This is a genomic window from Pedobacter sp. GW822-FHT03F06, assembly GCF_058801365.1.
Genome location: NZ_JBXANE010000011.1, coordinates 166,580 through 181,444 on the forward strand (window position 1 = coordinate 166,580; position 14,865 = coordinate 181,444).

Sequence of the window (14,865 nt, forward strand, 5' to 3'; positions counted from 1 at the left end):
AGAAGTTTAAGGAGATAACTCCCTCAAGCTTTCGTCATTTCGAGCGGAGTACAACGCAGTCGAGAACCCGAAGGTTCAGCGAAGCTAAATCTGCCTAGATTAGATCTCTCCGTTTCGCTGCGCTTCAGTCGAGATGACGACGCTTTTTATTAAAGTCTGTCAATGGTAGTGTAGTCGAAGGGCCCTTTTTTCGTTTTATAATCTTTAAAAGTCTTAAGAGTATTGGTAAAGATACGAGCTGGGCGATCCTAATATAAGCCTTGGTCGCCTCTGCATACATTACAAACTTGATACATTAAAGCTTTTTAACCTCAAGCGGATCTTTAATATTTCTCCAAATATCGAGCATCGTTTCTCCCAATAGTGGATGCATAACCTCTGGTGCAATCTCAGCCAAAGGCTCCATTACAAATTTTCTATCCTGCATATGGGGATGAGGCACCTGAAGTTTATCCGGAATATTGATAATTTCATCTCCAAAAAGAACTAGATCTATATCAATTAAACGTTCTCCCCATTTATCTTTTCTTACCCTGCCCAATTCCTGTTCGATACTTAATGCAAGATCTAAAACGGCCAGGGCACTTAAATTAGTCTGCAAACCTACTGCCTGATTCAAAAAAGCAGGCTGATCGGTTTTTCCCCATGCAGCAGTTTCATAAAGTGCCGAAACAGCAATCACATGACCAATTTTATCGTTCAATAGTTCGATGGCTTTTTTCAAATTCGCCTCCCTATCGCCTAAATTTCCACCCAGTAACAAATAAGCCGTGTTGTACTCTAAAGCTTTATTAAGCATCATGTATTTTTATATCTTTACAACACAAAATTAAAACATTTAAATGAGAGAATTCTTTAAGTATTTATTTGCCTCTATGCTGGGCTTTTTCTTATCAATAGTAATTGTATTTGTAATCTGCTTCGTAGTTGTTGTGGGTTTAATATCTTCTATTGATAGCGACAAAACCGTTGTTGTGTCTAACAATTCGGTACTATTCCTAAATTTAGACCAGGCCATTACAGAACGTACCCCAAAAAATCCATTCGGCAACCTGCCAATCGTTGGTAGTGAAGAAAAAGATGGGATTGGCTTAAACGATTTCTTAAAAGCAGTACAAAAAGCCAAAACAGATGATAATATCAAATGTATTTACCTGAATGTAAGCAGTCCGAACGCGGGTTTTGCAACTTTGCGCGAGGTTAGGAATGCGTTGATCGATTTCAAAAAATCGCACAAAAAAATAATCGCCTACAGCGAAGTATATACTCAAGGGGCTTATTATTTAGCTTCAGTTGCCGACAAAGTATATTTAAATCCCGAAGGTGCACTAGAATTTAAAGGATTTAGCTCTGAATTAACCTTTTTTAAAGGAACTTTAGAAAAAGTTGGTGTAGAAATGCAGGTTATCCGCGTGGGGAATTACAAAAGTGCGGTTGAGCCTTTTATTTTAGATAAAATGAGCGATTATAACCGCAAACAGGTTACGGCTTATGTTGGTGGTTTATACAATACTTTCTTAACTGACATTGCCCAAAGCAGAAATATCCAAAAAGATAGTCTTTATAACATTGCCGATAATTACAAAGTACAACAACCACAAGATGCCGTAAACTTTAAAATGATCGACGCTTTAAAGTATAAGGATCAGATTTTAGAGGAATTAAAAGGCTTATCCGGAAGAACAAGGGGTGAAAATATTCGTGCTGTAAGTATTAACGATTACGCCAAAAACAATACTGATACAGGCGAAGGAAAAGATAAAATTGCCGTAATTTATGCCAATGGCGAAATTAATGGCGGCGAAGGTTCTGACAACCAGATTGGTTCGGAACGTATTTCCAGAGCTATTAGAAAAGCACGTTTAGATGATAACATTAAAGCGGTGGTTTTACGTGTAAATTCTCCCGGAGGTAGCGCACTTGCTTCGGATGTGATCTGGAGAGAAGTGGTATTAACCAGAAAAGAAAAACCAGTTATTGCTTCGTTTGGTGATGTTGCCGCATCAGGTGGTTATTACATTGGTTGCGCTGCTGATAGCATTTTTGTGCAGCCGAATACCATTACAGGTTCTATCGGTGTATTCGGTATTATCCCGAACTTCCAAAATTTAATGACCAACAAACTGGGAATTACATTTGATGGCGTTAAAACCGGTAAATACGCAGATATTATGGCCACTAACCGCCCTATGACTGCAGGTGAAAGATTTATCATCCAAAACGAACTAAACCGAATTTACAGTGGTTTTGTGAGCCGTGTGGCCGATGGAAGAAAGAAAAGCAAAGCATATATCGATAGCATTGGTGGTGGCCACGTTTGGATCGGTACAGATGCTGTTCAAATCGGTTTGGCCGATAGAATAGGAAGTTTTAACGATGCCATTAAGGCAGCCGCTAAAAAAGCTAAATTAAATAATTACAGGGTTGTAGAATATCCAGATGTAATTGATCCATGGAAATCGTTAATGGATGAGGGTACAGACAAGATTAAAACCTATTACACCAAACAGGAACTTGGCGATAACTACATGCTTTACCAACAAATGAAAAAGGTAATTGCAAGCTCTGGCATTCAGGCCAGAATGCCATTCGAGGCAGTAATTAAGTAATAATTAAACCTCGCAGGTTTTGAAGGCTGAAGCTGTTTAAAAACCTGCGAGGTTTATATAAAATTATTCATCTAAAATCTCCGATCTCACGTCTTTCCTACTCTATCACCTTCCACTCGGGATGCAAAGTAAGATAGGTAGCGTTAACCGGAATATTAACCTGATGAACCGTTAGGGCAATACTTTTCCCTTTTAAAAATTCAAAGCCAATTCCGTCTTTTTTGGCATCGTAAACCGCAACGGTATCTTTATCTTCATTTAAATAGGCAGAAAGTTTTTCAATGGTTGGGAACTTCGATTTCGCATCTTCCAAAGTACTGCCAGTTGCCAGGCCATCCTTTGTTTTAAACTTATTGGAGGTAATTCTAATCTGCTTTACATCTTTTACACGCATACTGGTATCCCGATAAGAAGAATATACCGCAATTTCGTTGCGGCGTTTAGCGGTAGAATCGTCACTGTACCAAATCCCCCAGGCTTTCCCCATTGCGGCATCACCGGAATTTGGCCTGCCTAATTTTCTACCTACCTCTTCCATATCCTCTCCAAGGTTAATTTCACCAATCGACCGACCGGCTACAACCAGGAAGCGCTCATCAACACTTTGCATTGGTGTTGATGCTAAATTACTTACCGAATCGGTATTTTGATCTGTTTTACTGGCAGATTGACAAGCGGCTACACTCATACTTAATCCCAAGAGGGCGAATTTTATAGATTTCATGATTGTAAAACAATACTTTAATAAATTTGTGTTTTAATTTTATGAGCACAGGGAGGATTTGAGGCATTATTTCCTAATTTTACCCCTTATGGAAAATAAGACCATCGCCCGCACCTTACGCCTCTTATCGCAGCTCATGGAACTGCACGAAGAAAACCCCTTCAAAATTAAATCTGTTGCAAATGCCTATTTTAAGGTAGATAAATTACCCTTTGCTTTAAAAGACAAACCTTTAGCGGAACTAGATAAAATTGAAGGTATTGGTAAGGGACTGGCTTCCAAAATCATTGAACTTCTCCAAACCGGAGAATTAAAAGAACTTAACGAAATTCTAGAGAAAACGCCCCAAGGTGTGGTAGAAATGCTGGCCATAAAGGGCATTGGACCGAAAAAAATATTCATTATCTGGCGTACCTTAGGTATAGAAAGTATAGGTGAATTGTATTATGCCTGTAACGAAAACCGCTTAATTGAAGCCAAGGGTTTTGGTTTAAAAACCCAGGAAGAAATTAAGAATGCGATCGAATTTAAGCTCGCAGCCAACGGACGATTTTTATACGCGCAGGTTGAAGGTTTTGCCAAAACTTTATTTACACAGCTTGCTGATTGGACTGGAAAAATTGACAACAGTGCCATTTTGGGCTTCGCCGGTCAGTACCGTCGAGCCTGTGAGATTATCGATGAACTGGAAATTGTGATCGGTGCTGAACAAATTGATGCCCTTAAACAAAACTTGCCTGTTTTCGAAGCACTCTCGCTGATTGAAGCGGAAAATTCTTTCATCTGCACCACTGAAGCTGGCTTCAGAATAAAAATTTATGCAGTTGAAAAAGCTGAATTTCATTTACAATGGTTCAAACGCACAGGAAATACCGAACATGTAGCGCAGGTTTTAGCATTAGCAGGTAATGGTCCTTTTACAAGTGAGGAAGAAATTTACAGCAAAGCGGGTTTATCTTTTATCGAGCCCGAGCTTCGTGAAGATTTTGATGAAATTGAACTGGCGAAAGCAGATAAACTCCCTACCTTAATTAAATATGAAGATTTAAGAGGCAGTTTGCATAACCACTCTACCTGGAGCGATGGCGTACACACCCTGGAGCAAATGGCTGTATATTGCAAAGAAAACTTAAATCTTCAGTATTTAGGAATATGCGATCACTCTAAAACCGCTGTTTATGCGAAAGGTTTAAACGAGCAACGTGTTTTTGCACAACACCAGGAAATTGATGAACTAAATAAAAAACTCGCTCCCTTTAAAATCTTCAAAGGTATTGAGAGCGATATTTTAAGTGATGGCTCATTGGATTATTCGGATGATATTTTAAAAACATTCGATTTTGTAGTGGCTTCTGTACACAGCAATTTACGCATGGACGAAGCAAAAGCAACTGCACGTTTACTTAAAGCTATTGAAAATCCATACACTACTATTTTAGGACACCCGACAGGCCGCTTATTGTTAAGTAGGGCCGGATATCCGATAGATTATAAAAAGATTATCGATGCCTGTGCAGCAAACAAAGTGGTGATCGAAATTAATGCGAATCCCTTACGTTTGGACTTAGACTGGCGCTGGCACCGTTACGCTTTAGAAAAAGGCATATTGCTTTCTGTGAATCCAGATGCCCACAGAACCGAAGGTTTCAACGATATGCATTATGGAATACTAGTTGCCCGCAAAGGTGGTTTAAGCGCCGACAAATGTTTAAATGCTTTTACATTGGAGGAGATAACAGCGTATTTTAATAGTAGAAAGGTTTAGGCTTTAGGCTTTAGGCTTTAGGCTTTAGGCTTTAGGCTTTAGGCTTTAGGGAAAACAGGCCCTAAGCTGTCTTGTTTTAAATCTCACAAATAAATCTGTGTAATCTTAAAATCTGTGTAATCAACCCGGCAGGAAAAAATCAATCTATTTAATATCTTTGCCCCATGATAAGTGAAATTGCCAACCGCATATTTAATCAAGTAATTACAGACTACCATAAGTTTGATGATATTGACCATCCGGTTGAAAACCCGTACGATGCCGAAAGTTTAGAGCATCTCTTTTACGTTAAAAACTGGATCGATACGGCACAATGGCACATGGAAGATGTGGTGCGTAACCCTCAGATTGATCCTGTTGAAGGTTTGAGCTGGAAAAGACGCATTGACGCTCAAAACCAGGTACGTACCGATATGGTTGAGTTTATTGATGGTTATTTCTTAAATCTTTATCAGGGAATTTCAGCTTTACCAGATGCTAAAATCAATACAGAAAGTCCTGCATGGGCGATAGACAGGCTTTCTATCCTGGCACTAAAAATTTACCATATGCAGGAAGAGGCCGAACGCGAAAGTGCCTCCGTTGAGCATCGTGCACAATGCCAGACGAAATTAAATGTACTGTTATCGCAACGCGAAGATCTTTCAACCAGTATTGATGAGTTATTGGCAGATATTGAGGCAGGCAAAAAATACATGAAAGTATACAAGCAAATGAAAATGTATAACGACCCGAGTTTAAATCCGGTATTGTATAATAAAGCATAAATTAATCAACCACCAAAACACGAAGAACACAAAGAATGCCTTGATGCTCTTTGTGCCTTCGTGGTAAAACATTATGGCTGCAACCCAAAAAATTATCGTTTTACGCTTTTCGGCAATGGGCGATGTGGCCATGGCAGCCTCTGTTTTACGCGAATTTTCAGAGCAGAACCCCAATACAGCGCTCATCATGGTGAGCAGACCTGCCTTCAAGCCATTTTTTGATGGCATTCCAAACCTGATCTTCCACCCTATTGAGCCTAAAACTGTTCATAAAGGAATTGATGGTTTATACAAACTCTATCAGGAACTTCGCAGTTATAAACCAAATGCAATAGCCGATTTACACGATAATTTAAGGAGCAGGGCAATTTCTACGTTCTTTCGTTTAACCGGAACAAAAATTAGGCGGATAGATAAAGGAAGAGCGGAGAAAAAGAGATTAACACGTAGCAATAACAAAGTTTTCAAGCCCCTCCGTCAAACGGTAGAGCGTTATGCTGATGTTTTCCGCGAATTGGGATTTAGTGTTAAGCTAAGTCATAAATTAGCTAAATCTCCTCAGGAAATCCCGGCAAATGCACAAGATTTATTTGCCAATAAAGCAACAAAAAAAATAGGCATCTCCCCTTTTGCACAACATGTTTATAAAATATATACTTTAGAAAAAATGGAGGCCGTAATTGCCTTGTTAAGCGGATTAGGTTATGAGCTTTTCATATTTGGTGGTGGTAAAACAGAACAAACAACTGCCGAAAACTGGACTAAAACCTATAAAAACACCCATAATTTAATCGGTAACTTTAACTTAACGGAAGAGCTTGCCATTATTTCAAACTTGGATTTGATGTTAAGTATGGATTCATCCGGCATGCACATGGCATCGCTTGTTGGTGTGCCTGTTGTATCTATTTGGGGACCAACACATCCATATGCTGGCTTTTTGGGTTATGGGCAATTGGAAAGCGACTGCATCCAGATTGATCACCCTAACAGGCCCAATTCTATTTATGGAAACAAACCCTGCCTTTGCGGTGTTGAAAACTGTATAGACTTAATTAAGCCTGAAACAATTGTAGATAAAATTAAAGAGAAATTAAATGGCTAAGCAATTACTTTTGGTCCGTCACGGTAAATCGGATTGGGGAAATTTAGATTTAAAAGATTTCGACCGGCCACTAAACAAACGTGGCAAAGAAAATGCACCGGAAATGGCAGAAAGATTGATTAATAAAGGCTTCAAATTAGAGCTGATTGTAAGTAGTCCGGCGAAAAGAGCCAAATCTACAGCTAAATACTTCGCAGAAGCCTACAATATAGACCATATCCAATTTGAAGAATCTATTTACGAAGCCAATACCAGAGCCCTGCTTAAAGTGGTTAACGGGTTAAATAATGGCGCAGACCATGTAGTGATGTTTGGTCATAACCCCGGTTTTACAGATTTTGCGAACGAGTTATGCGATGCCGACATTTACAACATTCCAACTGCAGGCATGGTATTAATTTCTTTTCCTTTCGATTCGTGGCAAATGGTAAGCAAAGGAACAGGAGAACTCGTGTTTTTTGATTACCCGAAAAATAGTGATGAAGTTTAAGGCTTTTACCATTAAGGGATTAAGATCATTAAGGCTTAAATTCATTACGGTTTGGCTTCAGCCAACTGCATAAATACTTAACACGGCTTTAGCTCATTGGCGCTGGAAAGGCTTTTCCCGACAAGCACAACCCACAGTTAAATAAACCCGGTAGCAGCGGCAGCCCCTGATCCTTTATCGGGGCTATAGCGAATAACGGGCCTGAAGAAGCCAAGAACTACTGAACGAACATTTCCAAAAAAAAATCACCCACTTGATTATCACAATTTAGATAAGCATATCACAAATCGAATAATTTTATTAACTTTGACTATATAAAACGAAAATCTGGCAATAGACATTTCGGTGAATTCATAACCTAAACTCTTCTGGTTATTTCATAATTCGTATCGCCAGAAAATTTATCCATTAATTTATCTGAACATGAGTTTTGACTATAATACTACGCGTAGCCATTTAATTTTATCGGAATATGGCCGTAACGTTCAAAATATGGTAAAGTATATCTGCGAATTACCAACCATTGAAGAACGTAATAAATATGCCCAGGCGGTTATCGACCTGATGGGTTTTTTGCAACCACATTTACGTGATGTTGCCGATTTTAAGCATAAACTTTGGGATCACCTGCACATTATTTCTGGCTACCAGATTGATGTAGATAGCCCATACCCAAAGCCATTAATCGAAAATGCTTACATTAAACCAGCGCCACTGGCCTATCCTCAACAAAGAATTACCTATAAACACTATGGCAAAACCGTTGAGAATCTGATCGAAAAAGCCATGCGCGAAGAAAATGCCGAAATTAAAAAGGCAATGGTTCAAAGCATCGCTAATTTTATGAAAATGGCTTATGTTACCTGGAATAAAGATAATGTGAGTGATGATACCATTATTAAGGACTTAAAGTACCTTTCTGGCGGATTGTTATCACTTGATGAAGGTGTTAACCTGGCCAAGGTAGAATTTAGAGCACAAAACCCTCGCCAAAGTAATAACAACAACAATAACCGGGGCAGAAGCAACAATAATAACAACAACGGAAAAAACCGTCAAAATAACAACAACAACAATAACCGTCAACGCAACAACAACAATAAACCTAAATATTAAGGTTGAAGGTTAAAGGCATAAGGCGGAAGGTTAAAACATCCGCCCAATCTTGATACTTGATACTTGATACTTGATACTAAAAAATATATGAACGCATTTGAAATAACAGGCGGAATTAAATTAAGAGGCGAAATTACCCCTCAGGGAGCCAAAAACGAGGCTTTACAGATTTTATCGGCTGTATTGCTTACTGAAAAGAAAGTGACCATCAGTAATATTCCCGACATTAAGGATGTTAACAAGCTGATTGAGTTACTTGGCGATTTAGGCGTTACCGTTGAGCGCATCAATAAAGACACTTATACCTTTGAAGCTAAAAATATTGATTTGAATTTCTTTGAATCTGATACTTTTAAAGCTAAAGGTGGTGGCTTACGTGGTTCGATTATGATTGTTGGGCCATTGTTGGCACGTTTTGGTAAAGCGGCAATCCCGAAACCGGGCGGTGATAAAATCGGTCGTAGAAGACTGGACACACACTTTATAGGTTTCGAAAAATTAGGTGCAAAATTTGTTTACGACAGCAAAAAAGCTTTCTTTAACGTAGATGCAACCAATTTAAAGGGTGCATATATTTTATTAGATGAAGCATCGGTAACCGGAACCGCAAACATTGTAATGGCGGCTGTTTTAGCAAAAGGCACTACTACGATATACAATGCGGCCTGCGAGCCCTATTTACAGCAACTTTGCAAAATGCTTAACCGCATGGGGGCAAAAATATCGGGCATTGGTTCTAACTTGTTAACCATTGAAGGTGTTAGCGTATTAGGTGGAACTGAGCACAGAATGCTGCCGGATATGATCGAAATTGGCTCTTTTATCGGTATGGCTGCAATGACAGAGTCGGAAATTACCATTAAAAATGTTTGTTACGATGAACTGGGTGTAATACCAGAGGTTTTCAAAAAACTGGGCATTAAATTAGAGCGCCGAGGCGATGATATTTACGTTCCTTCTCAAAAACATTACGAAATTGATACATTTATTGATGGTTCGATTTTAACGATTGCCGATTCTCCCTGGCCAGGTTTCACGCCTGATTTACTGAGCATTGTGCTGGTTGTGGCTACACAGGCAAAGGGGAACGTTTTAATCCACCAAAAAATGTTTGAAAGCCGTTTGTTCTTCGTGGATAAACTGATCGATATGGGTGCTCAAATCATCTTGTGCGACCCACACCGCGCAACCGTTAATGGTATTGACAAAAAATATAAACTTCGTGGAATCAGCATGACTTCTCCTGACATTAGGGCTGGCGTTTCATTGTTAATTGCGGCGTTATCTGCTGAAGGCAAGTCGACCATTTACAACATCGAACAGATTGAACGTGGCTACCAGGACATCGACACTCGTTTACGTGCCTTAGGTGCGCAGATTAAGCGTGTAAATGCCGATGCGCCGAGCCATTAAGGTAGAAGGTTTAGAGGTGGAGGGTTTAAGGTAAAACCCAAAGCGAAAATAGCATAAATAAAAACGTCCGGGTAATTATTACCCGGACGTTTTTATTTTGGTCACTTTTTAAGGGGAATCGTCATGCTATGAAGATCCTGAAACAAGTTCAGGAGGACGATCGCAGGAACTAATCCATCATCTATCTTACATCATTACCCCGATATTGCAGATGCCTCGGTTTGTGTCATCACAAACCGAAATGAATTTTACCCCGATATCGCATTAATAATATCGTATTGTGTAATAATTTCGATCTTTCCAGATTCATCTTCTACCAATACAGCCGAGTTTTCTTTATTGATCAATGAAGAAATTTTATCAATTGAGGTGTTCAAATCAACAAAAGGGAAAGTAGCCGTCATAATTTCTGAAATTGGTGCCGATTTTAAGCCTGGATTTTCAAGTAATGCACTTAAAATATCACTCTCTGCTATTTTACCCACAATCATTCCTTGTTGCGTTACCGGAATCTGAGAGATATTCATCGATTTAATGGTATTGATGGCCTCAAGTACAGATTTTTGTGCATCAAGTGTTACAATCTCTGTGCTTTCTTTTTTAGCCAGGATAGTTTTAGCGGTTAATTTTTCATCCTGTAAAAATCCGCGTTCGCGTAACCAATCTTCATTATACATTTTACCCATATAACGGCTACCGTGATCGTGAAAAATAACCACAACAACATCTTCAGGCTTTAGTTTATCTTTTAACTGAATTAATCCGCCAATGGCAGCACCAGCAGAGTTACCTACAAAAATACCTTCCTTACGTGCAATATCGCGTGTCATTAAAGCAGCATCTTTATCCGTAACCTTTTCAAATAAGTCGATTACATCAAAATTTACGTTTGCCGGAAGGAAATCTTCGCCAATACCTTCGGTGATGTAAGGATAAATCTCATCCTTATCAAATATGCCTGTTTCTTTATATTTCTTGAAAACTGAGCCATAGGTATCGATTCCCCAGATTTTAATATTTGGATTCTTTTCTTTTAAATATTTCCCCGTGCCGGAAATGGTTCCACCAGTACCTACGCCAACCACTAAGTGTGTAATTTTACCTTCTGTCTGCTCCCATATCTCAGGACCAGTTTGCTCATAATGAGCCTGTGAGTTGGCTAAGTTATCATACTGATTAGGTTTCCATGAATTTGGCACCTCTCGTTCTAAACGCGAAGAAACAGAATAATAAGAACGGGGGTCTTCAGGCTCAACATTTGTAGGACAAACGATTACTTCCGCACCAAAGGCACGTAAAGCATCAACTTTTTCTTTCGATTGTTTATCTGTAGTGGTAAAAATACATTTATAACCTTTAATAATGGCCGCCATAGCCAGGCCCATACCTGTATTTCCGGATGTTCCTTCTATAATTGTTCCACCTGGTTTTAGTTTACCACTTTTCTCGGCATCTTCAATCATTTTAACCGCCATACGGTCTTTAATTGAGTTGCCTGGGTTAGTAGTCTCTATTTTCGCCAGAATTGTTCCCGGTATTCCTTTTGTTATCGTATTTAATTTTACCAATGGCGTATTGCCAATGGTTTCCAAAATATTATTGTACCACATGTTGCAAAATTAAGCAATGGCATTAAGTATTTTATAAACTATATTTTATTTGAAATATAATTTTGAAAACAACAAATTAAAAGAATTAAATTCCATAATCTATAATTATGATAGGCATTATAGATTGATTATTGGGCAGAATGCAATTTCGAAAGTGGATTCGTCATTTCGACTGTAGTGAAACGGAATGGAAAAATCTAATATCTAGTCTTCATTACCCCAACTTGTAAATTTTCCCTGGTAACGAAACAATAATCCCCTGCATTTCTAAGGTAAGGATTACAATTGCCAGTTTACTCTGCTGAATATTCAATTGAATGCAAAGCTCATCTATAGAAAGTTGGCCATTTTGTAATGCATCAACAACCCGCTGCTCGTTAGGGGTAAGACTAAGGTGTAGCGTGGTTTGCGCTTCCTTTTTCTTTTCTCTCACCTCATCATCCCAACCCAAATAATAAATCAGATCATGAGCATTATTTATTAATCCGGCTCTATTGGTTTTGATCAGGAAATTACAGCCTTCCGAAAAAACATCATTTGTTCTGCCCGGAAAAGCATACACATCTTTATTATAAGAATTTGCGATTTCTGCGGTAATTAAGGCGCCTCCCTTTATTGATGCTTCAACTACAATGGTAGCATCTGCAATACCTGCAATAATCCTGTTTCTTTGTGGAAAATTAGGCCGATCAGGATTGGTTAGGATTGGGAATTCGGTGAGCAGACTTCCATTCAAAACCATTTTTTGAGCAATCGTTTTATGAATTTTTGGATACATTCGATCTAAACCGTGACCAAGCACACCAACGGTAGGAATATTATTTACCAAACATTCTTTATGGGCCGTTATATCAATACCATAGGCCAGGCCACTCACAATCAAAACATTGTAAGGTGCTAAAACTTCGCACAATTCTTTACAGAGATTTTTTCCGTAGCTTGTTGCATTACGGGTTCCAACGATGCTGATGATACGCTGGTGGTTAAAATCAACCGCACCCTTGGCATAAAGCAGTATGGGCGAATCGATGCAATTCTTTAACCTTTTAGGATATTTTTCATCAGTGAAAAACAATACTTCTATCCCATGTTTTTCGATAAAATCCAATTCTTGCCTGGCCCTTACCAAAGCATCGGTACTACGAATAGCTTCAATTGTTTTCTCTCCAATACCCGGAATCTGCAAAAGCTGCTTTCTGCTCGCAGAAAATATATTTTCGGCGTTTCCACAATAGGCAAGAAGATTTTTGGCTGTTACCGGCCCTATAGATTTAATAAATGTTAAAGCAATTTTATGGAGCATGCTCATGATCTGATAAGGTTAAATAAATGCGGGATGATTTATTTCCTTAAAGCAAGCTTAAAAATCAATATCGATTAAACTTTTTAACGGAATATGAATATTATTCTTTAGCTGTATATATTTTTCTGTAACAGCCCAAACTGTAGTATCAACACGTTTTGGACCAATGGTAGTATTAAAAGTAATAACGGCTTTTGATTTAAACTCATTACCCAGCCGTTGTGCCTCATCAAGTTTTGTTTTTAATTCAGTAGTGTGATCTTCTTTTGCATTGATGATGTTTAAATAACTAATATGTTCCTTTTCTACAATTTCTATTGGCATGGTATCTCTTTAACGATTAATGTTAAACAAGCTTATCAATTTTTTATAAAAAAAACAATACTTATTTTCTCAAATAATGCAATAATCACGTAAAAAAGGCCAGATTTGAGATACAAAACTGGCCTTTTAAGTATAAAGTTTAGTTAATTATTTAAACCTCAGCTTTCTAGTTTCAACCATGCCTTTAAATTCATGATCCATCTTGCCAGAAAGATCTTCAACCTGCGTTTTAGATAGCGGTGAGGTACTGCTGATGATATTATCTTTAAGGAAAGAAGAGAAACCTCCATTAGCTGAATAGTATAAAGCCTGTGCCAATAGCTTTTCCGTTGGATCTCCAAAATCTTTGGTTACATCATCAAAAATATCTTTATCAACTGCCATTCCATCAAAGTAACCGCCTTGATTTAATTGATTTTTGGTTTCAAACTGGGGAATATATAAGTCGTTTTTATCTATACGGATGGAGAAAAAACCAACTGGTTTGCCATAAGTTTTCTTGCCAATTAGTTTAACATCGATTACAGGTTTTAGGTTGTTAATTAACAACTCGCTTGCCGATGCTGTACTACCGGTTACAATAAAGTAAACCCTGGTTAAACTATTCAATACACCACGTTTGGCAAAAACCTCCTGGTTTCCGGCAGCAACCGTAGGTTTGTAAGAATAATCAAAATAAGAGTACATCCGTGTTACACCATCATTACCTTTAGCGTAAAACTTCTGGTTCTGAAGAATAGTGGCTTGATTATCCTGCATTGTCTGTGTCCAGTAAGTGGTGTACATCACTTTACCATTTTGAGCGATTGGTGCAATCAAATTAGTAAAGGCTTCTGATGTAGCAACCGAACCTCCTCCATTATAACGTAAATCGACAACAAGTTCAGTAATTGCATCTGTCGAAAAATTTTTAAATGCTGCATCCAGAAAATCAGTTGAATTGGTGGTAAAACTATTAAAAACAATATATCCCACCTTTTTCGCTCCTACAGTGTAAGTTTTGGTAAAAAGTACAGGATTGATATTATAACTTGCTTTGGTTATTGTTACATCCTGAGTAGTCCCATCCGGTTTTAAAACCGTCATTGAAACCGTTGGGTTCGTACCAAAAATAGCATTCACTACATAATCAATCCTTGCATCAGTGGTATTAATATCTGTGCTACCATTAATTTTAGTAATCTGATAACCTCTTTTTAAGCCTTGAACACCTGCAGGTGATGTTGCATATACATATTTAATCCTTAGATCATTCGCGCTGGCAAAAAATACCGAGAAACCAAAATCTCCAGCCACGCCACCTAATTCTCCAGCTACAGTACCATCATCGATAAATGAATATTTATCTTTTCCTCCGGTACTGGGCAATGCTTTTAAAGCAGCTAAAACCGCATTGTTTGAATTATACTGTCTTGGATTAAAGGCAGAATAACTCGGCATCCCAACATTCCAATAATACGTTTGCTGTGCATACAGGTAAATCGAATCTTTAGTTAACTCTGCCCGGGTTCCTGGCGTACCTTGTGGTGCACCCTCTCCATCTGGGGCATTATTTGATTTTTTACACGATACTGTAAATCCAACCACAATAAGCAAAGCATATAAAAATGCATTTTGCGAAATAAATTTTCTAAGCATA

Annotated in this window: 13 protein-coding genes; 7 read left to right on the top strand and 6 right to left on the bottom strand. The window is 38.3% G+C overall.

All coding sequences use genetic code 11. From position 1 onward, the window contains the following. Positions 1–295: 295 nt before the first annotated feature. Entirely contained in the window at positions 296–802 is a 507-nt protein-coding gene (gene folK / locus AC1RJ8_RS19260) for a 2-amino-4-hydroxy-6-hydroxymethyldihydropteridine diphosphokinase (protein WP_492955125.1), read from the bottom strand. 40 nt (positions 803–842) lie between these two features. On the opposite strand from folK, the gene sppA reads away from it, so the two are divergent. Then, the gene (sppA, locus tag AC1RJ8_RS19265; RefSeq protein ID WP_492955124.1) at positions 843–2,609 is read left to right on the top strand and encodes a signal peptide peptidase SppA; all 1,767 of its coding nucleotides are present in this window, start codon (positions 843–845) and stop codon (positions 2,607–2,609) included. A 97-nt stretch (positions 2,610–2,706) separates the two neighbouring features. Here sppA and AC1RJ8_RS19270 read toward each other — a convergent pair whose 3' ends face one another. Continuing rightward, positions 2,707–3,333 carry a hypothetical protein gene (locus tag AC1RJ8_RS19270; RefSeq protein ID WP_492955123.1) on the bottom strand — a complete coding sequence of 209 codons (627 nt, stop codon included), beginning with the start codon at positions 3,331–3,333 and terminating at the stop codon, positions 2,707–2,709. Positions 3,334–3,421: 88 nt separating this feature from the next. Between AC1RJ8_RS19270 and AC1RJ8_RS19275 the strand changes: the two genes are divergently transcribed. The 6 genes from AC1RJ8_RS19275 to murA all read left to right on the top strand — a co-directional run bounded on the left by AC1RJ8_RS19275 (position 3,422) and on the right by murA (position 9,989). Further along, on the top strand, positions 3,422–5,098 hold the full coding sequence (locus AC1RJ8_RS19275) for a helix-hairpin-helix domain-containing protein (protein ID WP_492955122.1): 1,677 nt from the start codon (positions 3,422–3,424) through the stop codon (positions 5,096–5,098). Between the two features lie 164 nt (positions 5,099–5,262). Beyond that, positions 5,263–5,865: a DUF4254 domain-containing protein gene (locus AC1RJ8_RS19280; protein ID WP_057932910.1), complete on the top strand. Its 603-nt coding sequence runs from the start codon at positions 5,263–5,265 to the stop codon at positions 5,863–5,865. 73 nt (positions 5,866–5,938) lie between these two features. After that, positions 5,939–6,970 (top strand): glycosyltransferase family 9 protein, encoded by a 1,032-nt coding sequence (locus tag AC1RJ8_RS19285; protein ID WP_492955121.1) that lies wholly within the window; start codon positions 5,939–5,941, stop codon positions 6,968–6,970. Beyond that, a complete protein-coding gene (locus AC1RJ8_RS19290; RefSeq protein ID WP_492955120.1) occupies positions 6,963–7,460 on the top strand; it encodes a SixA phosphatase family protein in 498 nt (165 codons plus the stop codon). Before AC1RJ8_RS19285 ends, AC1RJ8_RS19290 begins: the two co-directional genes overlap by 8 nt. A 423-nt stretch (positions 7,461–7,883) precedes the next feature. Next, positions 7,884–8,576: a DUF4290 domain-containing protein gene (locus AC1RJ8_RS19295; protein WP_426328480.1), complete on the top strand. Its 693-nt coding sequence runs from the start codon at positions 7,884–7,886 to the stop codon at positions 8,574–8,576. Positions 8,577–8,663: 87 nt separating this feature from the next. Beyond that, positions 8,664–9,989 carry a UDP-N-acetylglucosamine 1-carboxyvinyltransferase gene (gene murA, locus AC1RJ8_RS19300; protein WP_492955119.1) on the top strand — a complete coding sequence of 442 codons (1,326 nt, stop codon included), beginning with the start codon at positions 8,664–8,666 and terminating at the stop codon, positions 9,987–9,989. Positions 9,990–10,237: 248 nt separating this feature from the next. Here murA and AC1RJ8_RS19305 read toward each other — a convergent pair whose 3' ends face one another. The 4 genes from AC1RJ8_RS19305 to AC1RJ8_RS19320 form a co-directional block, all read right to left on the bottom strand. After that, positions 10,238–11,599, bottom strand: coding sequence for a pyridoxal-phosphate dependent enzyme (locus tag AC1RJ8_RS19305; RefSeq protein ID WP_492955118.1), 1,362 nt, complete (start codon positions 11,597–11,599; stop codon positions 10,238–10,240). A 214-nt stretch (positions 11,600–11,813) separates the two neighbouring features. Continuing rightward, positions 11,814–12,908, bottom strand: coding sequence for a DNA-processing protein DprA (dprA, locus tag AC1RJ8_RS19310; protein WP_492955117.1), 1,095 nt, complete (start codon positions 12,906–12,908; stop codon positions 11,814–11,816). Between the two features lie 51 nt (positions 12,909–12,959). Further along, complete coding sequence (locus AC1RJ8_RS19315) at positions 12,960–13,226, bottom strand: hypothetical protein (protein ID WP_029277171.1); 267 nt, start codon at positions 13,224–13,226, stop codon at positions 12,960–12,962. Positions 13,227–13,373: 147 nt separating this feature from the next. Beyond that, a complete protein-coding gene (locus AC1RJ8_RS19320) occupies positions 13,374–14,864 on the bottom strand; it encodes a S41 family peptidase (protein WP_492955116.1) in 1,491 nt (496 codons plus the stop codon). Position 14,865: the final 1 nt, after the last annotated feature.